This is a genomic window from Pseudomonas sp. UBA7500 (assembly GCF_002478435.1).
GTDB lineage: Bacteria > Pseudomonadota > Gammaproteobacteria > Pseudomonadales > Pseudomonadaceae > Aquipseudomonas > Aquipseudomonas palmensis.
In genome coordinates, this window is sequence record NZ_DLNW01000019.1 from 25,198 (window position 1) to 48,957 (window position 23,760).

Annotated in this window: 24 protein-coding genes; 7 read left to right on the plus strand and 17 right to left on the minus strand. The window is 65.5% G+C overall.

Features of this window, described 5'->3' with window-relative positions; genetic code table 11:
- The first annotated feature begins 106 nt into the window (after positions 1-106).
- Both ompR and B4I46_RS09030 read left to right on the plus strand, forming a co-directional pair.
- On the plus strand, positions 107-847 hold the full coding sequence (gene ompR, locus B4I46_RS09025; RefSeq protein ID WP_043861620.1) for a two-component system response regulator OmpR: 741 nt from the start codon (positions 107-109) through the stop codon (positions 845-847).
- A 124-nt stretch (positions 848-971) separates the two neighbouring features.
- Positions 972-2,285 (plus strand): ATP-binding protein, encoded by a 1,314-nt coding sequence (locus B4I46_RS09030; RefSeq protein WP_043861621.1) that lies wholly within the window; start codon positions 972-974, stop codon positions 2,283-2,285.
- Between the two features lie 12 nt (positions 2,286-2,297).
- On the opposite strand, the gene rimK is transcribed toward B4I46_RS09030, so the two are convergent.
- A complete protein-coding gene (rimK, locus tag B4I46_RS09035; protein WP_286899784.1) occupies positions 2,298-3,203 on the minus strand; it encodes a 30S ribosomal protein S6--L-glutamate ligase in 906 nt (301 codons plus the stop codon).
- The gene (locus B4I46_RS09040; protein WP_054915912.1) at positions 3,200-3,682 is read right to left on the minus strand and encodes an ATP-dependent zinc protease; all 483 of its coding nucleotides are present in this window, start codon (positions 3,680-3,682) and stop codon (positions 3,200-3,202) included. The genes rimK and B4I46_RS09040 overlap by 4 nt, the downstream gene beginning before the upstream one ends.
- Before the next feature lie 109 nt (positions 3,683-3,791).
- Here B4I46_RS09040 and B4I46_RS09045 point away from each other — a divergent pair, with 109 nt between their 5' ends.
- Entirely contained in the window at positions 3,792-4,193 is a 402-nt protein-coding gene (locus tag B4I46_RS09045; protein ID WP_043861624.1) for an RNA-binding S4 domain-containing protein, read from the plus strand.
- On the opposite strand, the gene B4I46_RS09050 is transcribed toward B4I46_RS09045, so the two are convergent.
- Positions 4,190-4,993, minus strand: a complete 804-nt coding sequence (locus tag B4I46_RS09050; protein ID WP_058541684.1) for a phosphatase PAP2 family protein — start codon at positions 4,991-4,993, stop codon at positions 4,190-4,192. The genes B4I46_RS09045 and B4I46_RS09050 overlap by 4 nt on opposite strands.
- 105 nt (positions 4,994-5,098) lie before the next feature.
- On the opposite strand from B4I46_RS09050, the gene hslO reads away from it, so the two are divergent.
- The 3 genes from hslO (at position 5,099) to B4I46_RS09065 (ending at position 8,635) form a co-directional block, all read left to right on the plus strand.
- The gene (gene hslO, locus B4I46_RS09055; protein ID WP_043861626.1) at positions 5,099-6,001 is read left to right on the plus strand and encodes an Hsp33 family molecular chaperone HslO; all 903 of its coding nucleotides are present in this window, start codon (positions 5,099-5,101) and stop codon (positions 5,999-6,001) included.
- Positions 6,002-6,180: 179 nt separating this feature from the next.
- Positions 6,181-7,722: a phosphoenolpyruvate carboxykinase gene (locus tag B4I46_RS09060; protein ID WP_043861627.1), complete on the plus strand. Its 1,542-nt coding sequence runs from the start codon at positions 6,181-6,183 to the stop codon at positions 7,720-7,722.
- 484 nt (positions 7,723-8,206) lie between these two features.
- Positions 8,207-8,635, plus strand: coding sequence for an acyl-CoA thioesterase (locus B4I46_RS09065; protein ID WP_078481606.1), 429 nt, complete (start codon positions 8,207-8,209; stop codon positions 8,633-8,635).
- A gap of 12 nt (positions 8,636-8,647) precedes the next feature.
- Here B4I46_RS09065 and B4I46_RS09070 read toward each other — a convergent pair whose 3' ends face one another.
- The 13 genes from B4I46_RS09070 to B4I46_RS09130 all read right to left on the minus strand — a co-directional run bounded on the left by B4I46_RS09070 (position 8,648) and on the right by B4I46_RS09130 (position 22,451).
- The gene (locus B4I46_RS09070; RefSeq protein ID WP_043861630.1) at positions 8,648-9,304 is read right to left on the minus strand and encodes a response regulator; all 657 of its coding nucleotides are present in this window, start codon (positions 9,302-9,304) and stop codon (positions 8,648-8,650) included.
- A 39-nt stretch (positions 9,305-9,343) separates the two neighbouring features.
- Positions 9,344-10,411 carry a protein-glutamate methylesterase/protein-glutamine glutaminase gene (locus B4I46_RS09075; protein WP_054915916.1) on the minus strand — a complete coding sequence of 356 codons (1,068 nt, stop codon included), beginning with the start codon at positions 10,409-10,411 and terminating at the stop codon, positions 9,344-9,346.
- Entirely contained in the window at positions 10,408-11,220 is an 813-nt protein-coding gene (locus tag B4I46_RS09080) for a CheR family methyltransferase (protein ID WP_043861632.1), read from the minus strand. The genes B4I46_RS09075 and B4I46_RS09080 overlap by 4 nt, the downstream gene beginning before the upstream one ends.
- The gene (locus B4I46_RS09085) at positions 11,221-11,733 is read right to left on the minus strand and encodes a chemotaxis protein CheW (RefSeq protein WP_043861633.1); all 513 of its coding nucleotides are present in this window, start codon (positions 11,731-11,733) and stop codon (positions 11,221-11,223) included.
- 13 nt (positions 11,734-11,746) lie between these two features.
- Positions 11,747-13,369: a methyl-accepting chemotaxis protein gene (locus tag B4I46_RS09090; RefSeq protein ID WP_286899791.1), complete on the minus strand. Its 1,623-nt coding sequence runs from the start codon at positions 13,367-13,369 to the stop codon at positions 11,747-11,749.
- Between the two features lie 2 nt (positions 13,370-13,371).
- On the minus strand, positions 13,372-15,390 hold the full coding sequence (locus B4I46_RS09095; RefSeq protein WP_286899793.1) for a chemotaxis protein CheA: 2,019 nt from the start codon (positions 15,388-15,390) through the stop codon (positions 13,372-13,374).
- Between the two features lie 2 nt (positions 15,391-15,392).
- Positions 15,393-15,719 (minus strand): STAS domain-containing protein, encoded by a 327-nt coding sequence (locus B4I46_RS09100; RefSeq protein ID WP_058541680.1) that lies wholly within the window; start codon positions 15,717-15,719, stop codon positions 15,393-15,395.
- A 5-nt stretch (positions 15,720-15,724) separates the two neighbouring features.
- Entirely contained in the window at positions 15,725-16,090 is a 366-nt protein-coding gene (locus B4I46_RS09105) for a response regulator (protein ID WP_043861637.1), read from the minus strand.
- A gap of 17 nt (positions 16,091-16,107) precedes the next feature.
- Positions 16,108-17,190, minus strand: a complete 1,083-nt coding sequence (locus tag B4I46_RS09110) for a methyl-accepting chemotaxis protein (RefSeq protein WP_414708927.1) — start codon at positions 17,188-17,190, stop codon at positions 16,108-16,110.
- 325 nt (positions 17,191-17,515) lie between these two features.
- Positions 17,516-17,995: a glycine zipper domain-containing protein gene (locus B4I46_RS09115; protein ID WP_043861639.1), complete on the minus strand. Its 480-nt coding sequence runs from the start codon at positions 17,993-17,995 to the stop codon at positions 17,516-17,518.
- 304 nt (positions 17,996-18,299) lie between these two features.
- Positions 18,300-20,636 (minus strand): FdhF/YdeP family oxidoreductase, encoded by a 2,337-nt coding sequence (locus B4I46_RS09120; RefSeq protein WP_054915919.1) that lies wholly within the window; start codon positions 20,634-20,636, stop codon positions 18,300-18,302.
- Positions 20,633-21,469 (minus strand): formate dehydrogenase accessory sulfurtransferase FdhD, encoded by an 837-nt coding sequence (gene fdhD, locus B4I46_RS09125; RefSeq protein WP_054915920.1) that lies wholly within the window; start codon positions 21,467-21,469, stop codon positions 20,633-20,635. Before fdhD ends, B4I46_RS09120 begins: the two co-directional genes overlap by 4 nt.
- A 94-nt stretch (positions 21,470-21,563) precedes the next feature.
- A complete protein-coding gene (locus B4I46_RS09130) occupies positions 21,564-22,451 on the minus strand; it encodes a LysR family transcriptional regulator (protein ID WP_054915921.1) in 888 nt (295 codons plus the stop codon).
- A gap of 84 nt (positions 22,452-22,535) precedes the next feature.
- Between B4I46_RS09130 and lysM the strand changes: the two genes are divergently transcribed.
- Positions 22,536-22,976 (plus strand): peptidoglycan-binding protein LysM, encoded by a 441-nt coding sequence (gene lysM, locus B4I46_RS09135; protein WP_058541679.1) that lies wholly within the window; start codon positions 22,536-22,538, stop codon positions 22,974-22,976.
- Positions 22,977-23,068: 92 nt separating this feature from the next.
- On the opposite strand, the gene yrfG is transcribed toward lysM, so the two are convergent.
- Entirely contained in the window at positions 23,069-23,731 is a 663-nt protein-coding gene (gene yrfG / locus B4I46_RS09140; protein ID WP_043861644.1) for a GMP/IMP nucleotidase, read from the minus strand.
- Positions 23,732-23,760 lie beyond the last annotated feature (29 nt).

The window sequence follows — 23,760 nt, forward strand, 5'->3', positions numbered from 1 at the left end:
GTCGGGGCATGCCGCTGGCGACTTGGGAAAAATCTGCTAACAATGCACACGGCACGCTCAAATGGCGCCTAAGCCATAATGCCCGCCGAGATTAAAGGAGCTACCCATGAGCAGCACTGCACAACCCGCCGAAGGCGAGAAAATCCTCATCGTCGATGACGACCCGGGCCTGAGCAGCCTGCTGGAGCGTTTCTTCACCAGCAAGGGTTACCGTGCCCGCGCCGTACCCAACACCGAACAGATGGACCGCCTGCTGGCGCGTGAAGTGTTCAACCTGATCGTGCTCGACCTGATGCTTCCCGGCGAAGACGGCCTGACCGCCTGCAAGCGCCTGCGCGGGGCAAACAACCAGGTGCCGATCATCATGCTCACCGCCAAGGGTGACGAACTCAGCCGCATCAAGGGCCTGGAACTGGGTGCCGACGACTACCTGGCCAAGCCGTTCAACCCCGACGAGCTGATGGCGCGGGTCAAGGCCGTGCTGCGTCGCCAGGCCCCGGTGGTACCGGGCGCACCAGGCAGCGAGGACGAAACCGTCACCTTCGGCGACTACGCGCTGTCGCTGGCCACCCGCGAACTCAAGCGCGGCGACGAAGTGCACATGCTCACCACCGGCGAATTCGCGGTGCTCAAGGCGCTGGTGATGCATGCCCGCGAGCCGCTGACCCGCGACAAGCTGATGAACCTGGCGCGCGGTCGCGAGTGGGACGCCCTGGAGCGCTCCATCGATGTGCAGATCTCGCGTTTGCGCCGCATGATCGAACCCGACCCTTCCAAGCCACGCTATATCCAGACCGTCTGGGGTGTGGGCTATGTCTTCGTGCCGGATGGCAATGCCGGCAAGTGAAGCCTTGTACAGGAGCAGGTCAGCATAGGCAGGGCGCCCCTCGGGTTGCCCTGTTTTTGCCTGTGCCGAAATCCGCAACGCCTGCGAGCCGCGCTCGCTCCTGCCAACTGTGTAGCCGTCGCCCATGAAAACGCCATTGTGGTTCCCCCAAAGCTTCTTCGCCCGCACGCTGTGGCTGGTGCTGGCCGTGGTGCTGTTCTCCAAGGCACTGACGCTGGTGTACCTGCTGATGAACGAGGACGTGCTGGTGGACCGCCAGTACAGCCACGGCGTCGCACTGACGCTGCGCGCCTACTGGGCGGCCGATGAGGAAAACCGCGAGAAGATTGCCGAAGCCGCCGGCTTGAAGCGGGTGGTCGGCACCGGTGTGCCCGAGGGTGAGCAGCACTGGCCCTACAGCGAGATCTACCAGCGCCAGATGCAGGCCGAACTGGGCGAGGACACCGAGGTGCGCCTGCGCATCCATGCGCCGCCGGCGCTGTGGGTACAGGCCCCGAGCCTGGGCGATGGCTGGCTGAAGGTGCCGCTGTACCCGCACCCGTTGCGCGGCCAGAAGATCTGGAACGTGCTGGGCTGGTTCCTGGCCATCGGCCTGTTGTCCACGGCTTCGGCCTGGATCTTCGTGCGCCAGCTCAACCAGCCGCTCAAGCGCCTGGTGTTCGCCGCCCGGCAACTGGGCCAGGGGCGCAGCGTGCGCCTGCCGATCAGCGACACGCCCAGCGAGATGACCGAGGTCTACCGGGCCTTCAACCAGATGGCAGAGGATGTCGAGCAGGCGGGGCGCGAGCGTGAGCTGATGCTGGCCGGGGTGTCCCATGACCTGCGCACGCCGCTGACGCGCCTGCGCCTGTCGCTGTCGCTGCTGGCCAACGAAAGCGACCTGACCGACGACATGGTGCGCGACATCGAGGACATGGACGCGATTCTCGACCAGTTCCTGGCGTTCATCCGCGATGGCCGCGACGAGCCGGTCGAGGAGGTGGACCTCAGCGACCTGGTTCGCGAGGTGGTCGCGCCGTTCAACCAGCCCGAAGAGCAAGTGCGGCTGTGCCTGGAGCCGATACCGCCGTTTCCGCTGCGCCGGGTATCGATCAAGCGCCTGCTCAACAACCTGATCGGCAATGCGCTGCATCACGCCGGGCAGGGCGTGGAAGTGGCGGCCTATGTCTCGGGTGACACCAGCGCGCCCTACGTGGTGCTGAGCGTGCTCGACCGCGGCGCCGGCATCGATCCGGGTGAGCTGGAGGCGATCTTCAATCCGTTCATTCGCGGTGATCGCGCCCGCAGCGGCAAGGGCACCGGCCTGGGCCTGGCGATCGTCAAGCGCATTGCCGCCCAGCACGGCGGCAATGTGGAGCTGCGCAACCGTTCCGGTGGCGGCATCGAGGCGCGGGTACGCTTGCCCCTGGGCCTGCTGCTGCCACGCGACGCGGTCTAGGGACGCAAGGGCTCAGCCCTTGCCCTTGGTGCGGGTCAGGTTCGGCCCGCCGTTCTTCTCCAGGTGTTCGATGATCATCCCGGCCACGTCCTTGCTGGTGGTGACCTCGATGCCTTCCAGGCCCGGCGAGGAGTTGACCTCCATCACCAGCGGGCCGTGATTGGAGCGCAGGATATCCACGCCGGCCACGCTCAGGCCCATGACCTTGGCAGCGCGGATGGCGGTCATGCGCTCTTCCGGGGTGACCTTGATCAGGCTGGCGGTGCCGCCCCGGTGCAGGTTGGAGCGGAACTCGCCGGGCTTGGCCTGGCGCTTCATCGAGGCGATCACCTTGTCGCCCACCACAAAGCAGCGAATGTCGGCGCCACCGGCCTCCTTGATGTACTCCTGCACCATGATGTTCTGCTTCAGACCCATGAAGGCCTCGATCACCGACTCGGCCGCCTTGGTGGTTTCGCACAGCACCACGCCGATGCCCTGGGTGCCCTCGAGCACCTTGATCACCAGGGGGGCGCCGTTGACCATCTGGATCAGGTCGGGAATGTCGTCGGGCGAATGGGCAAAGCCGGTGACTGGCAGGCCGATGCCACGGCGCGACAGCAGTTGCAGCGAGCGCAGCTTGTCCCGCGAGCGGGCGATGGCCACCGATTCGTTGAGCGGGAACACGCCCATCATCTCGAACTGGCGCAGCACCGCGCAGCCATAGAAGGTCACCGACGCGCCGATGCGCGGGATGACGGCGTCGAACCCTTCCAGCGGCTTGCCGCGATAGTGGATCTGCGGCTTGTGGCTGGCGATGTTCATGTAGGCGCGCAGGGTATCGATCACAACCATTTCATGGCCTCGTTGCGTACCGGCTTCGACCAGACGACGAGTGGAATACAGACGCGGGTTCCGCGACAGCACAGCGATCTTCATGCAACACCTGTGGAGGGGGTAATGGTGGCCGGAGAGGCCGGCTTGTCCTGTACGTATTTGAGGCCCGGGTTGACCACCAGCTGGCCGTGTACCAGGGCCTTGGAGCCGAGCAGCAGGCGATAGCGCATGGCCTTGCGGCAGGCCAGGGTGAACTCCACTTCCCACACCCGGTCGCCGAGCGCCAGGGGCGTGCGGATCACGTAGCGGGTCTGGGCATGGCCATTGGAGCTCTTGATGGTCTTCATCGTCACCAGCGGCGCTTCGCAGCGCCGGTGACGCAGTTGTACCACCGAACCCAGGTGCGCGTTGAAGCGGACCCAGGTTTCACCATCGCGTTCGAAGGTTTCCACTTCGGTGGCGTGCAGGCTGGAGGTGCTGGCGCCGGTATCGATCTTGGCGCGCAGGCCTGCCACGCCGAGGTCGGGCAAGGCCACCCACTCGCGCAGGCCGATCACGCTCAAATGGTCAAATGTCTTCAAGATGCACAACCTGGGTAAAAGTCGGTGAACTGTAAGCACGCCGCGTATTTTTTGCATCCGCCAGTTACGGTAGTACAGTTCCATGAAACAAATGAATCGGGGAAATGCCATGGCACAAAAGCCGGAAGAGGACGACAAGGTTCGCCTGGACAAATGGTTGTGGGCGGCGCGCTTCTACAAGACCCGCGCCCTGGCCAAGGCGGCGATCGAGAGCGGCAAGGTGCATTGTCGGGGCGAGCGTTGCAAGCCGGGCAAGGAGCCGCGGGTGGGTGACGAGTTCGTGCTGCGTACCGGTTTCGACGAACGTACCGTGGTAGTCACGGCGCTGTCGGTGGTGCGCCGCGGCGCACCCGAGGCACAGGCGCTGTACGAGGAGACCGCACAGAGCCTGGCACGCCGCGAGCAGGCCGCGGCGCTGCGCAAGGCCGGCGCCCTTGGGGTAAGCACCGACGGGCGGCCCACCAAGAAGCAGCGCCGCCAGCTACATCAGTTGCACGACAGCGCCGGTTAGCCCCGCGCGCCGATCACGCTCAGGCGGCCGAGCAGCGGCAGCCGTGCCAGCCAACCGAACAAGGGCGCGGTGGCACGCACCAGGCCGGCGCTGGTCCGGGCAGCAAACGGCGTATAGTAACTCCAGCCCAGCGCCAGGATGGCCATGCCCAGGCCGCCGATATAGTCGTCCTGGCCCCAGTGGGCACCCGCCACCAGGCGTGGCAGCATGAACAGCACCGCCAGTGCCCAGATCAGCACATGCTGCATCAGGCGGCGGCTGAACAGGCTCATGAACAGTGCCCACAGCAGCAGCACCGAGGCGTGGTCGCCGGGGAAGCTCTGGCTGGAACGGTCCTTGAGCTCCCAGCGCGCTTCGAGCGCCGGGTAGTAGTCGCTGAGCATGATGGCGTCACTGAACACCATCGACGGGCTATGGTGCTGCCAGCCCATCAGGCGTACCAGCTTGGAGAACAGGGCGCGGATCACCACCAGCACCAGCAGGGTCACCAGGAAGCCGAAAAAAGCCCGGCGCACCTCGACGGCCTTGAATACCCAGTCGCCGCGAATCAGCAGCATCAGCATGATGAGCCCGACCACGATGTCGAACGGGCGCAGGCTGCCCAGGGTCCAGATGCTGCGCCACAGGGTGTTGTCGGCCAGTGGGCGATTGAGGGCGTGGAACAGCCATTCGTCGAGCGCCATGCAAAGGGCCTGGCCAACGGGCCATAACCAGAAACACAGTAGTGCAACGGGAATCAACGTAGCCAGACACAGGGGGCCCCAAGCCCACCTGGCTTGGAACAGGGGTGGATTGTCCATAAACTACCTCTTTTACAGCGCTATCGTTCGCACCATTCTGGTGCTCTAAACGGGGCTTTATAGGCCCTTGAAATTATTTTGTCATCTTTCAGAAAGCCAGAAACCATGTCCGATTTGCCAGATACCGACTTCACCCAACGCTTCATCTTCGACGAGCGCGACGTACGCGGCGAACTGGTTTCGCTCGAGCGCAGCTACGCCGAAGTCCTGGCCAAGCACCCCTACCCGCAGCCGGTGGCGCAACTGCTCGGTGAGCTGATGGCCGCGGCGGCGCTGCTGGTGGGCGCGCTCAAGTTCGACGGCCTGCTGATCCTGCAGGCACGCTCCGAAGGGCCGATCCCGCTGCTGATGATCGAGTGCTCCAGCGAGCGCGACATCCGTGGCCTGGCGCGCTACCACGCCGAGCAGATCGCCCCCGATGCCACCCTGGGCGACCTGATGCCCGATGGCCAGCTGGCGCTGACCATCGACCCGGCGCAGGGCCAGCGCTACCAGGGCATTGTCGACCTGGATGGCGAGAACCTCTCGGAGTGCTTCACCAACTACTTCGTGATGTCCCAGCAGGTGGGCACGCGCTTCTGGCTCAACGCCGATGGCCAGCGCGCCCGCGGCCTGCTGCTGCAGCAGTTGCCGGCCGACCGCCAGAAGGACGAGGACGATCGCGAAGACAGCTGGAAGCACGTCACGGCCCTGGCCAATACGCTGAAGGCCGAAGAGCAACTGGGCCTGGACAACGAGACCGTGCTGCACCGTCTGTACCACGAAGATGCCGTGCGCCTGTTCGATATCCAGCCGCTGCAGTTCCGCTGCAGCTGCTCGCGTGAGCGCTCGGGCAACGCGCTGGTCAGCCTCGGCCAGGACGATGCCCTGGCCCTGGCGGCCGAGCATGGCGGGGCGATCGAAATCGACTGCCAGTTCTGCAACCAGCGCTACCTGTTCGATGAAACCGAAATCGCACAATTGTTCGCCGGCGGGGGTGTTGACGCACCGTCAGATACTCGTCACTAAAACGTTTAAGCTCAGGTAAATCTCCTGTCGAACGCCGGAAACACGCCGTTCTGACAGGAGGGCCCTACTTTTTTTGGGCGTTTCTGGCATAATCCCGCCACTTTTTTCGCTGTAGTAGTTTTAAAAGCTCTACTACAAAACGTTCGGAGCACTCGGCCGCAGGCCGGATGGGGAATCTCATGACGCAAGCCAACAACACCGTGTACACCGACCTGAGCGTCGATGAACTGGTAAAAGAAGCGCTGAACCGCGGTGAAGGCGAGCTGGCCGATACGGGCGCGCTGGTCGTGAAAACTGGTCACCGCACCGGTCGTTCGCCGGTCGACCGTTTCATCGTCGACGAGCCGTCCACCTCGTCTGCCATCGCCTGGGGCCCGATCAACCGCAAGTTCCCGGCCGACAAGTTCGATGCCCTGTGGGACCGCGTCGAGGCGTTCAACAACGCCCAGGATCATTTCGTTTCCCACGTGCACGTAGGTGCGGCCGCCGAGCACTACCTGCCGGTACGCATGACCACCCAGACTGCCTGGCAGAACCTGTTCGGCCGTTGCCTGTTCATCAACCCGGCGCAGTACAACCCGGCCGGTCGTGATGAGTGGCAAGTGCTCAATGTCGCCAACTTCGAATGCGTGCCCGAGCGTGACGGCACCAACTCCGACGGTTGCGTGATCCTCAACTTCGCCCAGAAGAAGGTACTGATCGCTGGCATGCGTTACGCCGGCGAGATGAAGAAAGCCATGTTCTCGGTGCAGAACTTCCTGCTGCCGGCTGCCGACGTGCTGCCGATGCACTGCGCCGCCAACATCGGCGAAGCAGGCGACGTGACCCTGTTCTTCGGCCTGTCGGGCACCGGCAAGACCACCCTGTCGGCCGACGAAAGCCGTTACCTGATCGGTGACGACGAGCACGGCTGGGGCGAGGGCGTGGTGTTCAACATCGAAGGCGGTTGCTATGCCAAGTGCATCGACCTGTCGGAGAAGAACGAGCCGGTCATCTGGAAAGCCATCAAGCATGGCGCCGTGCTGGAAAACGTCGTCATCGACGACGCCAAGCACGCTGACTACTCCGATGTCAGCCTGACCCAGAACAGCCGTGCGGCCTACCCGCTCGAGCACGTTGCCAAGCGTTCCGAGAAGAACCTGGGTGGCGAGCCCAACGCAGTGATCTTCCTGACCTGCGACCTGACCGGCGTACTGCCACCGGTATCGATCCTCAGCGAAGAGCAGGCGGCCTACCACTTCCTGTCCGGTTACACCGCGCTGGTGGGCTCCACCGAAATGGGTTCGGGCAGCGGCATCAAGTCGACCTTCTCCACCTGCTTCGGCGCGCCGTTCTTCCCGCGTCCGGCTGGCGAATACGCTGAACTGCTGATCAAGCGTATCCGTGGTTTCGGTTCCAAGGTGTACCTGGTCAACACCGGCTGGACCGGTGGTGGCTACGGCGTGGGCAAGCGCTTCAACATCCCGACCACCCGTGCGGTGATCGCGGCCATCCAGAGCGGCGCACTGGTCGGTGCTGAAACCGAGCACCTGGACATCATCAACCTGGACGTGCCGAAACTGGTACCGGGTGTTGAAACCGTACTGCTCAACCCGCGCAACACCTGGGCTGACAGCGCTGCCTACGACGAAGCGGCCAAGGGCCTGGCTTCGCTGTTCATCGAGAACTTCAAGAAGTTCGACGTTTCCGACGCCATCAAGGCAGCGGGTCCGCAACTGTAAGTTGCTGCTCGCCAGCTGAGAAAAAGCCGCCCGAATGGGCGGCTTTTTCGTTTGTACCAGCAATGAAGGTTTGCAGCGCTTATCTGTCAGGCCATGGTGCGTTGCAGCAGATGTAGGAGCCGGCCTTGCCGGCGAAGCGCCGCGGGCGGCGCTCAATACCCAGTGCGCTAGAAATGCATTGCCGGGCACATAGGCGCCACCGAGATCCTCGGCCGGACCTAATTGAAGGAGATCACAGCTACTTGCCTTGAAAGTGCATCAGGGTGCTGAAAGCGCATGCCTTGATTTCACCAGTGCACTCCAGACCGAGCGCCGCCCGCGCGGCGCATCGCGGGGCAAGGCCCGCTCCTACATCTGCTGCAACGCACCACGGCCTGATAGATCGGCGTTGTCAGCCTTGTTGGCTCGACAGCAGATCGCTGTGAGCAGTTGAATCACAAGTGTGGGAAGCTTCTCTACCTTTTCCGCCCGGTACAGGCCACCCATGACCCACCTCCCCGAACGCCACCACTACCCCCACGTCCACCCCCTGCCGACCCGCTGGCAGGACAACGACGTCAACGGCCACATCGCCAGCGCCACGGTCTACGCCTTCTTCGACAGCGCCGTGCAGGCCTACCTGATCGAGCATGCCGGGCTCGACCCGCAGGATGGCGAGGTGGTGGGGTTCGTGGTCAGTTCGGGGTGCGACTTCTTTGCCTCGGCCGCCTTCCCCGAATGCCTGGAAGTCGGCCTGCGCGCGGTGCGGGTGGCCGGCAGTTCGGTGGAGTACCAACTGGCCCTGTTCAAGGTCGGTGAAGCTCAGCCCTGCGCCGCCGGGCGCATGGTGCAGGTGTTCGTCGAGCGTGCCACCGGCCAGCCCGCCAGCTTGCCGACGGCCCTGCAAGGCGCCCTGGTAGCCCTGCAAGGCTGAAACCCGGCGCGGTCAGTCGTTGATGCGGATGATGCCTTCGCGCACCGCAAACAGCACCAGGCCCGGTATGTCGTGTATCTGCAGGCGGTGCATGATCTGCGAGCGGTGCGCCTCCACCGTCTTCACGCTCAGGCCCAGGCCATCGGCAATCGAGCGGGTCGACTCGCCTCGTGCAATCAGGCGCAGGATCTCCAGCTGGCGGGTGGTCAGTTGCATGGTGCTGCTGCCGGCATGGCGTTTGCGGCTGTGCTTGACCGCCTGCCCGATCACCAGCGGCAACACCGCCGACGACAGGTACTGGCCGCCGTTCTTCAACGCCTGCAACGCCAGCTCCAGTTCCAGCACGGTGGCAGTCTTGAGCAGAAAGCCGTGGGCACCCTGCTGCAGGCACTTCATCACGAACTCCAGCTCCGAGCGCGCCGACAGCATCAGCACCATGCTTGCCGGCACGCGCAGGCACAGCTCGCGCAGGATCTCTTCGCTCTCCAGCGCATCCAGCGCCATGTCCAGCATGATGATGTCGGGCTTGAGCTGTTCGGCGAGCTCGACGGCGCTCACGCCGTCACCGGTTTCACCCACCACTGCGTAATCTTGTTTTTGTTCGAGCAGCGCGCGCAGCCCCGCTCTGAACAGGGGCGACTCGTCTGCAAGGAGTATTCGGCAAAGCATAGGTAGGCCTGTGTCGCAAGGTAAGGGGCGGTGTATGGCTCAGCTGGCACGTGGGTTGTCGCTGAACTGGGCGATCAGCGCCGGCAACCGTGTCAGCGGTTCCACCGCCTGGGCCGCACCCAGCCGTATGGCTTCCTTGGGCATGCCGAACACGATGCAACTGGCCTCGTCCTGTGCCACGGTGGCGGCGCCTTGCTCACGCATGCTCAGCAGGCCTCGGGCACCGTCATCGCCCATCCCGGTCATGATGATGCCAAGGGCATTGCCCCCGGCATGCCGGGCGGCGGAGCGAAACAGGACATCGACCGAGGGTTTGTGCCGATTGACGGCGGGACCGTCGAGCACCTCCACCAGGTAGTGCGCACCACTGCGTTTGAGCTGCATGTGCAGGCCCCCCGGGGCCAGCAGTGCCAGGCCGCTGTGGACACGGTCCAGATGCCTGGCCTCGCGCACCTCGATCTGACAGAGGCTGTTCAGGCGCCTGGCGAAGTCGGCAGTGAACCTGGCCGGCATGTGCTGCACGATCACGATGCCCGGGCAATCGCGCGGCAGCTGACGCAGGATGAACTCCAGCGCCTGGGTGCCGCCGGTCGAGCAGCCAAGTGTAACGATTCGCTCGGTGGTTTTGCTTGGGGTTGCAGGCAGTGCACTGGTTTTTTCTTTCGCCTGCGACAGAGGTAACAATACCGGGCGGGTGCGGGCCGCTTCCTCGATGCTGCGGATCAGCCCGCTGGCGAGGTTTTCCAGGCTCTGGCGCAGGCCCAGCCGGGCCTTGGTGAACACGCCGACCGCCCCGGCGGCCAGGGCCTGGAGATTGAGGTCGGTGCCGGCTTCGGTGAGGGTCGAGCAGATGATGGTCGGCGTGGGGCGCTCGGCCATGATCTGGCGCAGAAAGGTCAGGCCGTCCATGCGCGGCATCTCGATGTCCAGCACCAGCACATCGGGCCAGTCCCGGCGCATCTTCTCGATGGCATACAGCGGGTCGGCGGCCATGCCGATCACGCGGATGCGCGGGTGGTCGTTCAGGCACTGGTTGAGCACCTGGCGCACCAGCGCCGAGTCGTCGACGATGAACACCCGCACCGGCGCCGCCGCACGCTCGGTCATACGCGCTCGAACACCGAGGGGTGCACCAGCCTGAGCGGCAGCTCGAAGCCGTGGATGCTTTCGGCGTGCCCGATGAACAGCAGCCCGCCGGGGCGCAGCTGGTTGACCAGGCGCTGCACGATCAGCTGTTTCTGCGGGGTGTCGAAGTAGATCAGGATGTTGCGCAGGAATATCACGTCGAACGGCCCCAGGCCTTCGGGCAGCGGCTGCACCAGGTTGATCTCGCGCAGGCTCACCCGCGCTCGCAGGTGCGCCTGCACGCGCAGGCGCCCGTGCATGTCGCCGACCCCGCACAAGCAGTGGCGCTGCATCCAGCCATCGGGAAAGTAGCGCGCCTGGGCGATGTCGTAGATGCCTTGCTCGGCCAGCGTCAGCATGCTCTGGCTGAGGTCGCTGGCCAGGATCGACCAGTCGCTGCCGGTGGCGTGCTCGGCCACGGTCATGGCCAGGCTGTAGGGCTCCTCGCCCGACGAGCAGGCCGCGCTCCACAGCCGCAGCGGCCCCTTGCGCCGGCCCAGCCACTGGCCAAGGAATTCGAAGTGCGGGAACTCGCGAAAGAAGTAGGTCTCGTTGGTGGTCAGCAGGTCGATCACCAGGCGCCGCTCGCGGCTGTGGGTCGGGCGCTCGATCAGGTGCAGGTAGTCGCGGTAGTTGTCCAGGTGGTAGTGACGCAGGCGTTTCATCAGGCGCCCGGCCACCAGCGAGCGCTTGTTGCTGGCCAGGTGGATGCCCGAGGCGCTGCTCATCAGCGTCTGCAGGCGGCTGAACTCCTGTTCGCCCAGCACCGGCAGTTTGAAGGTCGAGGGCATTCAGGAGCCCTTCGCCGCCTGGCTGAGGTAGCGGATATCTTCCAGCGACAGCACCTGGGGCATGTTCAGGATGATCAAAAAGCCCTGCTCCTGCTGGGCCATGCCGGCAATGAAGTCGGCACGGATGCCGGTGCCGAACGGCGGCGCCGGCACCACCCCGTGCGGGTCGATGTCGAGTACCGCGTCCACCGCATCCACCACCAGGCCGATGCGCTGCACGCCGTCCTCGAGGGGCAGGGCGATGATCACGATGCAGGTGCGCTTGCCGGCCTCGGTCAGTTCCATGCCGAAGCGTGCTGCCAGGTCCAGTACCGGCACCACGTTGCCGCGCAGGTTGAGCACGCCGTGAATGTAGGCGGGCATCATCGGCACGCGGGTGATCTCGGCGTACTCGATGATCTCGCGCACCAGTTCGATGGGCAGTGCATAGCCGGCCTCACGCACGCGAAAGGTCAGGTGCTGGACACTGGTGGGCAGGTGCGGCGCGGGCGCCGCAGACTCTAGGGTGTGCATGGGTACGCCTCGGTCAAGTGAAGCTGACGAACTGGCCTTCATCGATCAGCGCCTTGTGGGTGGGCTTGTAGGCGCCGACTTGCGGTTCGCCCACCCGGGGCAGGGCACGCGCAGTGCTGCCGGCCTCGAAGCGGAAGAAGCCGATCAGCTCCTGCAACTGGCCGGCCTGGGCGTTCATCTCTTCGGCGGTGGCGGCCAGCTCTTCGGAAGCCGAGGCGTTCTGCTGGGTGATCTGGTTCATCTGGCCCATGGCGATGTTGATCTGCCCGGCGGCGCTGCTCTGCTCCTGCGAGGCGGCGGTGATTTCCTGCACCAGGTCCGAGGTCTTCTGGATGTTGGGCACGATCTCGCTGAGCAGGCTGCCGGCCTGTTCGGCCAGTTGCACGCTGCTGGAGGCCACCTGGCCGATTTCCTGCGCCGCCACCTGGCTGCGTTCGGCCAGCTTGCGCACCTCGGCGGCCACCACGGCAAAGCCCTTGCCGTGATCGCCGGCACGGGCGGCCTCGATGGCGGCGTTGAGCGCCAGCAGGTTGGTCTGGTAGGCAATGTCGTCGATGATGCCGATCTTCTCGGCGATCTGCTTCATCGCCAGCACCGTGTCGCCCACTGCGCCGCCGCCCTGCACCGCGTCGTTGGCCGCCTTGCCGGCGATGCCGTCGGTGACCTTGGCGCTTTCGGTGTTCTGCGCGATCGAGGCCGACATCTGCTCGACCGAAGCGCTGGTCTGCTCGACGCTGGCGGCTTGCTCGTTGGCCGCCTGGCTCAGCGATTGCGAGGTCGAACTGACCTGTTCGGAGGCCGACGACAGCGCATCGGCGGCGCTGCGTACATCGCCCAGGATGCTGCGCAGGCGCAGGGTCATGTTCTGCATCGAGCCCAGCAACTGCCCGGTCTCGTCCTTGTGGGTCACTACCAGGTCCTGGCTCAGATCGCCGGCGGCCATGCGGTCGGCGGCCTGCACTGCGCCTGCCAGCGGCCGGGTGATGCTGCGGGTGACCAGCACGCCGATCAGCATGCCGATCAGGGTTGCGGCGCCGACCAGGGCGATCATCTGCACCCGCGAGCGTTCGTAGATGACGCTGATCTCGGCGTTCGCCTCGCCGGCGCGCGCCTGCTTGGCAGCGCTGGCCTCACCCAGCAACTGGTCGACCACGTTGGCCGCCGCGACGTTCTGCGGCATCAACGCCAGCGCTTCGGAAGCAATCTGCAGGTCGCCCGACTGCTGGTGCACCCCCAGCAACTGGTTGGCCACGCTGATGTAGGCCTGCAGCGGCGCGTCGATTCTTTCCACCTGGGCGCGGCCTTCCTTGGTGATGAAGTGCTCGCGCGCCTTGATCAGCAGTTCGCGGGTCCTTTCCATCGCCGCGCGGGCGGTGGCGGCCGACTGGTCGCGCTCCTGGGCGGTGGTGGAGAGCAGGCTCTGGCGCACGGCGCGGTTGGCCATCAGCAGCTGGATGTTGGCTTGCTGCAAGGTGCTCAGGCCGGCCACGTCCAACTCGTACATGCGGTCCGACAGGCCGTTGACCTGCTCCAGGTTGCGCAGGCCGATGACTCCGATGAGCGCGGTCAGCGCCACCACCAGCAGAAAGCCCAGGGTCAGGCGCACGCCTATCTTCATATTGCTGATCAACTGCATGTCTATTCTCCGGAAGGGCTTGGCAACAGGTGCGGCGTCTCGCCTTCGGCGCGTTGCTGCGACTGGCGGAACAGGCTGGGGATATCGAGTATCAGCGCCACCTGGCCAGAGCCGAGGATGGTCGAGCCGCTGATGCCACTGAGGTGTTGGAACAGTTGCCCCAAGGGCTTGATCACGGTCTGCAGTTCGCCGTGCAACTGGTCGACGATCAGCCCGGCATGCTGCCGGCCCTGGCTGACCACCACGATGTTGCGGCGCACGCAGGCGCTGCGCGGCAGGCCGAAATGCGGTTGCAGGTCGATGCACGGCAGCGGCCGCCCGCGCAGGTTCAGGTGGCCCTGCTCGGCCTGGTTGGTGGGGGCCTCCATGCATTCGGTGACCATGTCCAGCGGGATCACGAAGTGCTCCTCGCCCACGCTCACCAGAAACCCGTCGATGATCGCCAGGGTCAGCGGCAGGCGGATGCGGAAGGTGCAGCCATGGCCGGCCCTGGAGTCGATCTCGATGACCCCGCGCAACTGGTCGATGGCGCTGCGCACCACGTCCATGCCCACCCCGCGTCCGGACAGGTTGGACACCTGCTCGGCGGTGGAAAAACCCGCTTCGAAGATCAGCAGGTGGATGTCCTGTTCGCTCATCGGCGAATCGCTGTCGAGCATGCCGCGGGCGATGGCCTTCTCGCGGATCTTCGTGGTGTTCAGGCCGCGCCCGTCATCCTGGATCTCGAGCACGATCATGCCCGAGTCGTGGTAGGCGTTCAGGCGCAGCTGACCCTGCTCGGGCTTGCCGGCAGCGCGGCGCTCGGCAGGGGCCTCGATGCCGTGGTCGATGGCGTTGCGCACCAGGTGCACCAGCGGGTCGGCGATGCGGTCGATCAGGGTCTTGTCCAGCTCGGTGTCGCCGCCGCTGATGGTCAGCGCAATCTGCTTGTCCAGCGCCTGACTCACATCGCGCACCACGCGGTGGAAGCGGTTGAAGGTCTCGCCCACTTCGACCATGCGCAGTTTCAGCGCCCGCTCGCGGATCTGCTCCACATGCTGCTGCACCGCCTGCACGCTTTCGATGCAGGCGGCGTGGGTACTGCGCAGGGCCTGCATCTGGGCGCCGGCGGTGGCGATGACCAGCTCGCCGACCAGGTTGATCAGCTCGTCGAGCTTTTGCGCAGCCACCTTGACCTGGCTGCTGGAGGCAGTGCGCGGCTCGCCGGCGGGCATCGATGGCAAGGGTGTGGCGGTTGCAGGCGCCAACGTTTGCGCCGGTGCGCGGGGTTCGGCCGGCAAGGCGGTATCGGTCGGCTCCTGGGCCTGCAGGCGCAGGGTGCAGAAGTCCTGCACCAGGGCGAACACGTCTTCGAGCTGCTCGCGGCTGGCGTCGCTGTGCAGGCTCACTTCGAAGCCCAGGTAGCAGGCCTCCGGGTCGAGGCTGTCGAGCTCCGGCACGGCCCAGGTGAGGGTCTGCAGGCTGAGGATGTCGCCCAGCCGCGCCAGGTAGCGGATGAACGCCGCCGGGTCGAAGCCGTTGCTCAGCAGCTCGCTGGCAAAGCGGATCGACAGGTGCCAGGTACGCAAGCGGGGCGCACCGTGCGGGGCTGCCAGCGGGTTGTCCACAGACGCGGGCAGCTCGCCCTGATGTGCCTGCAATGCCGTCAGCAGGGCGGCCTGGCGTGGCGTGTGCGCTGGCATGCTGACCTGCTGCGGGTCGATGCTGTCGAGCATCACCCCCAGTTCGTCCATGCACTGCAGCATCAACGAGGTGAGCGGAGCGTCCAGCACCCGCGCACCGTCGCGTACCCCCATCAGCAGGTTTTCCAGCTGGTGCGCCAGCGCCACCAGTGGGTCGAGGGAGAAGATCCCCGCCGAGCCCTTGAGCGTGTGCACGGCGCGAAACAGCGCGTTGATCGCCGCGTCGTCATCGGGGCGGGCTTCCAGGCGCAGCAGGCTGTCTTCGGCTTCCTTGAGCAGGTCGCGGGCCTCTTCGAGAAAGCCCTGCAGCAGCTGGCTCCATTGCTCGGCGTCGAACATGCTCACTCCTCGCACGGCACGGGGCTACCGGCCGGGCACAATGCGGGCAGGCGCAGCAGCTCCAGCAACGCCCGGGCGTTGCCCGGCAGGGCGATCACCTCGGCGTCGTGGCCATTTGCGCAGAGGGTCTTGTGCAGGCTCAGCAGCAGTTGCACGCCGGCACTGTCGAGCTCGCCCAGGCCGCCCAGGTCCAGTTGCCAGGGCACTGGCTGAGCGGGCAACAGGGCCAGCAGCTGCTCGCGTGCGGCGCGCACCTCATAGATGGTCAGGTCGCCGTCCAGGCGTAGCCGTGCGGGGGTGTCGGCGGTGGCTGCGGCGAGTGTGAACATGCGCGTCAGCCAATCAGCTTTTCGACAGCCGCCAGCAACTGCTGGGGCTGGAACGGCTTGACGATCCAGGCCCGCGCTCCGGCCGCCTGGCCCTCGGCCTTCTTGGCCTGCTCGCTTTCGGTGGTGAGCATCATGATCGGGGTGAAGCGGTATTCGTTGCGCGCCTTGAGCGCCTTGACCAGGCCGATGCCGTCCAGGTTGGGCATGTTCACGTCGCTGATCACCAGGTTGATCTTCTGCCCGGTGAGCTTGTTCAGCGCGTCGCGCCCGTCACAGGCTTCGATGACCTGGTGGCCGGCGCTGGCCAGGCTGATTTTCACGAGTTGGCGCATCGAGGCGGAGTCGTCCACGATCAGGATGGTCTTGGCCATGTTCAGGGCTTCCGGAGTTAGAAAAAGGTCACGTCGCTGCTGGATGCCGACTGGCTGTGGCCAGCCCGTTCCTCGCTGGTGGTGAAGCGCTGGCGCAATTGCTGCAGCCAGCCTTGCGGGTCGTGCAGGCGCGGGTCGTCGTGCGCCAGGGCATCGAGCAGTTGCAGCAGGTCGGCCTGCAGGTGGTCGAGCATCTGGTCGGCGCGATCCTGGAACTGCAGGCTGACCATGATCGCGTGGATATCTGCCTGGGTGGCGCGGGCATCCTGTTGCAGCGCCCGCGAGGCGCCGTCGAGGGCGTCGAGGTTACCGCCCAGGTCGCTGATCACCTCGTCGAGTACCTGCTCCAGCTCGCGCAGGTTGGCCTGCTCTTCGCTGCCCAGCGCGGTGGCGGCATCGATGCTGGACTGGATCGACTGGTTGATCTCGCCCACCTTGGCGTCCATCGACTGGCCGGTCTCGGCCGACAGGCTGGAGAGCTTGCGCACCTCGTCGGCGACCACCGAGAAGCCGCGGCCGAACTCGCCGGCGCGGGCAGCTTCGATGGCGGCATTGAGCGCCANNGCCAGCAGGTTGGTCTGGCTGGCAACTTCCTGCACGCGCTTGGCCATCTGCTGGAGCTGGCCGGCGTAGCTGCCCAGATGATTGATGGTGGTCAGAAATTCATGCTGGCGCTGGCTGCTGGCGGCGAAGCTTTCGGTGACCCGGCGCAGGCGCTGGTTGGCCTCGCGCAGGTTCTCGCCCACGCCGCCATTGGCCAGCACGTTGTCGGCGTCGTTGAGGCTGTGTTCCAGGCGTTGGTTGATGGCGCCGAAGCGTTCGAGCAACTGGCTGATGTTGTCGCCCAGCAGGGTTCGGCTCTGTTGGAGGCTGTCGATCCAGCTGGGCGCCACCACCGGCAGCAGGGTGTGCAGTGGCGGCTGTTCGAGCACGATGGGCGCGTCGCTGACCGCAGCCACCTGTGCCACGGGGCGCGGGCGCAGCAAGGTGCTGGCAAGCAGCACCAGCGACAGCCCGGCCAGGCCCAGGGGCAGCAGGTCGAGCAGCAGGCCGCAGGCGCCGAGGGCCGTGCCGATCCATATTCCCAGGTACATCCGCATTCCGTGCGCCCACTGCGTCGCTTAAGGTGGGGCGGATCATAGCGATTGCTATTTGACGTCAAAATCGGGACGCCCCTTAAGCCGACCCGTCAGTCACAAAACAGCCGACGCAAACAGGCCCCTGCCGATGTTGATCGGACAGTCAATATAAAAGGCTGGAAAGCTGGCCGAACAACAGGCTCGAAGGTTTTCGCGCAGGGGGCGGGGCGGGGAAAGGCTTAGGTGAATGGCTTAAGCCAATGGCGTGATGGCACATGGCTTGATTGCTACGTTTGCGGGTACAACTGCGGCGCTGCCGGCGCGGGGCCGGCAGCGTCGATGGAATTCAGCGGTGACGCCAGCGTTTGTCGTGCTTGCGATGGCCGTAGTGGTGGCCGCGATCGCGGTAGTGGCGGCGGTCATCGTAGCCGCGGCCGCGGTTGTTGTAGCGGCGGTCTTCGTCGTCGCTCTTGTTGCCCATGTAGTTGCCCAGTGCACCGCCCGCACCGCCGCCGGCTGCGGCGCCGATCAGGCTGCCGGTGTTGCCGCCCACGCTGCGGCCCACCACGTTGCCGCCGGCCGCACCCAGTGCGCCACCGATGGCCGCCTCGCCGCGGCTGCGCTTGTCGGCACCTACCGCGCTACCGGCTGCACCGCCCAGGCCGGCGCCGATGGCCGAACCGGTGCTGCCACCGATCGACTGGCCAACCACCGAACCCAATACCCCGCCCAATGCGCCGCCGATACCGGCTTCGGTGGAGCCACCTGCCGAGGCAACGCCACTGAGCAGGCCGAGAGACAACAGCAGAATCGAGGAGTACTTCATAAGGGAGCCTCAAAGGGATGACGAGGCGATCCTGAGGCTCTGCAACACGCGCTGGCAACGCAAATCCGACGATTGGCACGACGTGTATACAATTTTATAAGTTACTGTTTTTACAGTGAAACTTAATGCGTTTTTGCGGGTCTGAGCTTACTTGGGACGAAGGCCCTGGCAGTGATGCCAGGGCCTTTTTCTTGCCCGCAGTTATGCGCTGAACGAACTGGCCTCTTCGCTGGCAAGCCAGCTCCCACAGCGTTCTGCATGCGCCGCAAGACCCTGTGGGAGCCGGCGTTGCCGGCGAAGGGGCCTAGATGATCCTGGCCGTGGCGCTGGCCGCCTCGATCCTGATAGCCACGAACTTCGACGTCGGCGTATGGCTGCCATCGCCCACGCTTTCCAGCGGCACCAGCGGGTTCACCTCGGGGTAGTACGCTGCCGCCTGCCCCGCCGGAATGTCGAATGCCAGCAAGGTGAAGCCCTTGACCCGGCGCTCGCGGCCATCGCCCCACAACGACACGATATCGGCCTTGTCACCGGGGTTGAAACCCAGCCGGATGATATCCGCCTCGTTGGCGAACAGCACGTCGCGCTGCCCCTTGACCCCACGGTAACGGTCATCCAACCCGTAGATGGTGGTGTTGTACTGATCGTGGGAACGCATCGACTGCATGATCAGGTCCGGCACCTGGCCGCTGGCGCGCACGCTCTCGTGCAGCAGGTCGTCGGGCAACGCATTGGCCTTGAAGTTGGCCCGCCCGCTGGGTGTCTTCCACTGGCGCTGGCCGGCGCTGTTGCCCAGGTAGAAGCCACCGGGGTGCTGCAGGCGCTGGTTGAACCCCTCGAACCCTGGAATGGTGTCGGCGATCAGTTCGCGAATGCGCCCATAGTCGGCCACCAGCCAATGCCAGTCCACCGGTTTGCTGCCCAGGGTGGCGGCAGCGATTCCGGCGATCACCGCCGGCTCCGAGCGCATCTGGCGCGACAGCGGTTTGAGCTGGCCGTTGGAGGCATGCACCATGCTGAACGAGTCCTCCACCGTCACTGCCTGCGGGCCCTCGCCCTGCAGGTCGATATCGGTACGTCCCAGGCACGGCAGAATCAGCGCCTGCTGCCCGTGGATCAGGTGGCTGCGGTTGAGTTTGGTGCTGATCTGCACCGTCAGCTCGCAGTTGCGCAGCGCCTGCGCAGTGCGCTCGGTGTCTGGGGTGGCCTGGGCGAAGTTGCCGCCCAGCCCGATGAACACCCGCGCCTTGCCATCGAGCATGGCGCGAATCGCCTCCACCGTGTTGTGGCCGTTGTGGCGCGGCACGGCAAAGCCGAAGCGGCGCTCCAGCGCATCCAGCAGCGCCACCGGCGGGCGTTCGTTGATGCCCATGGTACGGTCGCCCTGCACGTTGCTGTGGCCGCGCACGGGGCATAGCCCGGCCCCTGGCACCCCAAGGTTGCCGCGCAGCAGCATCAGGTTGGCGATTTCCTGGATGGTCGGCACCGAGTGACGGTGCTGGGTGATGCCCATGGCCCAGCACATGATGACTTTTTCAGCCCGCGCATACATGCGTGCGGCCTGCTCGATATCGGCCAGGCCCAGGCCCGACTGCTGCACGATCTGCTCCCAGCTGCTGGCCTCGACCACTTCAAGGTAGGCCTCCACGGCCGCAGTGTGTTCGGCGATGAAGGCATGGTCGAACACCGCTGGCGCACCTGTTGCCTGCGCCTCGCGCTCCCACTGCAGGAGGAACTTGGCCATGCCGCGCAGCAGCGCCATGTCGCCGCCCAGGGCGGGGCGAAAATAGGCGGTGTTGGTCGGACGATCACCGTTGGTGAGCATCTCCAGCGGGTGCTGCGGGTGCTGGAAGCGCTCCAGGCCGCGCTCCTTGAGCGGGTTCACGCACACCACCTGGGCACCGCGCTTGACCGCCTCGCGCAGCGGTTCAAGCATGCGCGGGTGGTTGGTACCGGGGTTCTGGCCCCACACGAAGATCGCGTCGGCGTGCTCGAAATCGTCGAAGGTCACCGTACCCTTGCCGACCCCGACGCTCTGGCCCAGGGCCACGCCGCTGGCTTCGTGGCACATGTTCGAGCAGTCCGGGAAGTTGTTGGTGCCGTAGGCGCGCACGAACAACTGGTACAGGTAGGCCGCCTCGTTGCTGGCCCGGCCCGAGGTATAGAACTCCGCCTGGTCGGGGCTGGTCAGGCCGTTGAGGTGGCGCGCGATCAGGGCGAAGGCGTTGTCCCAGCTGATCGGCTGGTAACGGTCGTTGGAGGGGTTGTACACCATCGGCTCGGTGAGACGGCCCTGGTACTCCAGCCAGTAGTCGCTCTGGCCCAGCAGCGAGGTGACGCTGTGGCGGGCGAAGAAGGCCGCATCGACCCGGCGCTTGGTGGCCTCCCAGTTCACCGCCTTGGCGCCGTTCTCGCAGAACTTGACCATGCCGCTTTCCGGCGAGTCGCCCCAGGCGCAGCCCGGGCAGTCGAAGCCGCCGTTCTGGTTGGTCTTGAGCAGGGCGCGGATGTTCTTCAGCGCGTTGTCGCTGCCGATCCAGGCCTGCGCCACACTGCGCAGCGCGCCCCAGCCGCCGGCGGCGCCGTGGTAGGGCTTGTAGCGGGGGACCGGCTTCTGGTCGGCTTGATGATGCAGGCTCACGGGCGACTCTCCTGCGCCGGGCTGTAGACCCTTGGCGCACTGTGGTGCGGCAGGTGGATAAGGTTGAGCTGGTGGCGGCGCGCCCATTGCAGCGCCAGGCCGGTGGGCGCAGATAGGCTCACCAGGGTCTGGATGCCGGCGCGCAGCACCTTCTGGATCAGCTCCAGGCTGCAGCGGCTGGTGACTACCGCCAGGCCGCCGTCGAGGGCGATGTGCTGACGCACCAGGGCGCCGATCAGCTTGTCCAGGGCGTTGTGCCGGCCGATGTCTTCGCGGCCCAGCAGCAGTTCGCCCTGATCGTTCATGAACAGTGCCGCGTGCACCGCGCCGCAGTGCTGGCCCAGTGGCTGGAAGGCGCTGATGCGCTGGCGCAGGCCGTCCAGCCAGTGCGGCGGCGGCAGGGGCGCGCCGGGCAGCACCTGCAGATCGGGCAGCGCCTGCTCCACCGCCTCGACGCCACACAGGCCGCAGCCGCTGGTGCCGGCCAGTTGGCGGCGCTGGTTCTTGAGGTTCCAGAAGGCGCGGCTGGCTATCTGCACCTCGGCATGGATGGCCGAGCCGCTGGCCGTGAAGCTCACGTCATAGATGTCGTCGGGGGAGGCGATGATGCCGCTGCCGATGCTGAAACCGACGATGAAGTCGTGCAGATCGGTAGGGCTCACCAGCATCACCGCCTGGCTGATGCCGTTGTAGGCGATCGCCAGGGCCACCTCTTCGGCGAGGTCGGCGCCACCCTGGCTGTTGTCGTCAAGCTGGCGGTAGTCGTAGCGGTTGCTGGCAGCGGGCGCGGCCAGGGGCGTGGACGCCCCGCAGGCCGGGGGTTTGATGGTCATCGGCAGGTACCGGCAGGCAGGTCAGCCTTAAGCCTAGGCCTGCACTCGGGTATCGTCTAATCGCTACTGCCGATGCATTGATAGAGCGCGTCGATCACGCCGGGTCGAGCGACAGGCGGTACTCGGCGATGCAGGCCTCGGCCAGGGCCGAGCGCGGCGCGCTGCGGCGCATGATCAGCCCCAGAGGCGCCAGCGTGGTGGCCTGGTCTATCGGTTGCAGGCGCAGGTGCCCGGTGAGTGCTTCGAGCCCGGCGTTCAGCGGCATTACCGCGCAGCACAGGCCACCCTCCACCGCTTGCACCAGCTGATGAACGGCGTCGGTCTGCAACAGCAACTGCGGGGCCAGGCCGCGGGTGTGGAAGGCGTGGTCGATGGACTGGCGAAAGTGCATGCCGGCGGTCAGCAGGCCCAGCGGCAGCTCGGCCACGGCCTCCCAGCTCAACGGCTGTTCGGCGAATGCGAAGTGACGTGGGTCGAACAGCAGGCCCATGCGTGTGTCGCCCAGGGGCAGGGCCTCGAAACGCTCGCTGTCGAGACGCTCCAGGTACGACACGCCCAGGTCCAGGCGGTTGCTCGCCAGCTGGTCGAGAATCTGTTCGGAGCTCAACGCGCTCAGCTCGAAACGCAGCTCGGGGTGCTGGCGGTGCAGGCGCTGCAGCAGCGGCAGCGGGTCGAAGCTCGACAGCGGCACCACCCCCAGGCGCAGCGTGCCGGCCAGGTGCCCTCGACAGGCGGCGGCCTCGGCGTACAGGCCGTCGTAGGCCGAGAGTACCGAGCGCGCCCAGGCCAGCACGCGCTCGCCCTGGGCGGTGAAGCCCTCGAAACGCTGGCCGCGGTTGACCAGCGGCAGGCCCAGTTCGCGCTCCAGGTTGCGCAGGCGCATCGACAGCGTGGGCTGGGTCACGTGGCAGCGCGCGGCGGCCTGGCCGAAGTGGCGGGTTTCATCCAGGGCGATGAGGAATTTGAGTTGTTTGATATCCATCGTCGTTCCGGGGCATTGGCAGGCGAAGCATTCTATCTTGTCCTAGACTGCCTGCTCCGGTCATTGATACCTAAGGAGCACAGGATGAGCATTTTTAGTTTCGTGAAAGAAGCGGGTGAAAAACTGATCGACCTGCTCACCCCCGGCAACGCCAAGGCTGACGACCAGTTGAAGGAGCACGTGCAGAAGGTCGGCCTGGGCAACCCGAACATCCAGACCACCGTCGACGGCGACAAGGTCACGGTCAAGGGCGAGGTAGGCAGCCAGGAAGAGAAGGAGAAGATCCTGCTGGCGCTGGGCAACATTGCCGGCGTGGCGTCGGTGGACGACCAGCTCACCGTGACCGGCCCGGTCGTGGCGGCGGCGCGTTTCGTGGTGGTGAAGAAGGGCGACACGCTGAGTGCGATTTCGTTGGCGGTGTATGGCAATGCCAACCAGTACAACAAGATCTTCGAGGCCAACAAGCCGTTGCTGAGCCATCCCGACAAGATCTACCCGGGGCAGACGCTGCGTATTCCGGAATAAGGCTCCAGCTTGGTGGTGCGGTCTTCGCCGGCAACGCCGGCTCCTACAGGTAAGGTGCCTTGTGTAGGAGCCGGCGTTGCCGGCGAAGCGGCCTACAGCCCCTGCAACAAGTCCCGATAATCTTCCTGCGCGGCAAACTCCGCCGTATCCCGCGGCCCCTTGCGGCTGTCCGGCTGGCGCACTGCCAGCAGGTGCGCCACGCCAAAGTCGCGCGCGCTGCGCAGTATCGCCAGGGTGTCGTCGATGAACAGGCTGCGTGCCGGGTCGAACCCGGTATCCGCGTGCAATGCGCTCCAGAACTGCTGGTCTTCCTTGGGGAAGCCATAGTCATGGGAGCTGATCAGCCGCTCGAAATAGGGCGCCAGCGCCACCCGCTCCAGCTTCAACGACAACGAATCGCGATGGGCATTGGTGATCAGGATCACCCGTTTGCCGGCCTGGCGGATCGCCTGCAGAAAGGTGTCGGCGTCCGGGCGCAGCGCGATCAGGTCGGCCGTTTCCAGTTTCAGCTCGCGCACCGGCAGCTTCAGCTCGGCACTCCAGAAATCCAGGCAGTACCAGTTCAGCGAGCCGGCGTGGCGTTCGAACAGCGGCTGCATTTCCAGCTCGGCCATCGCACGGCTGATGCCATGCAGCTCGGCGTAGCGTTGGGGCAGGTGCTCCAACCAGAAGTGGTTGTCGTAGTGCAGGTCCAGCAGGGTGCCGTCCATATCCAGCAATACGGTATCGATGTCGTGCCAGGCCAGGGAGGGCATGTGAAATATTCTCGTTCGATCCAGACTCG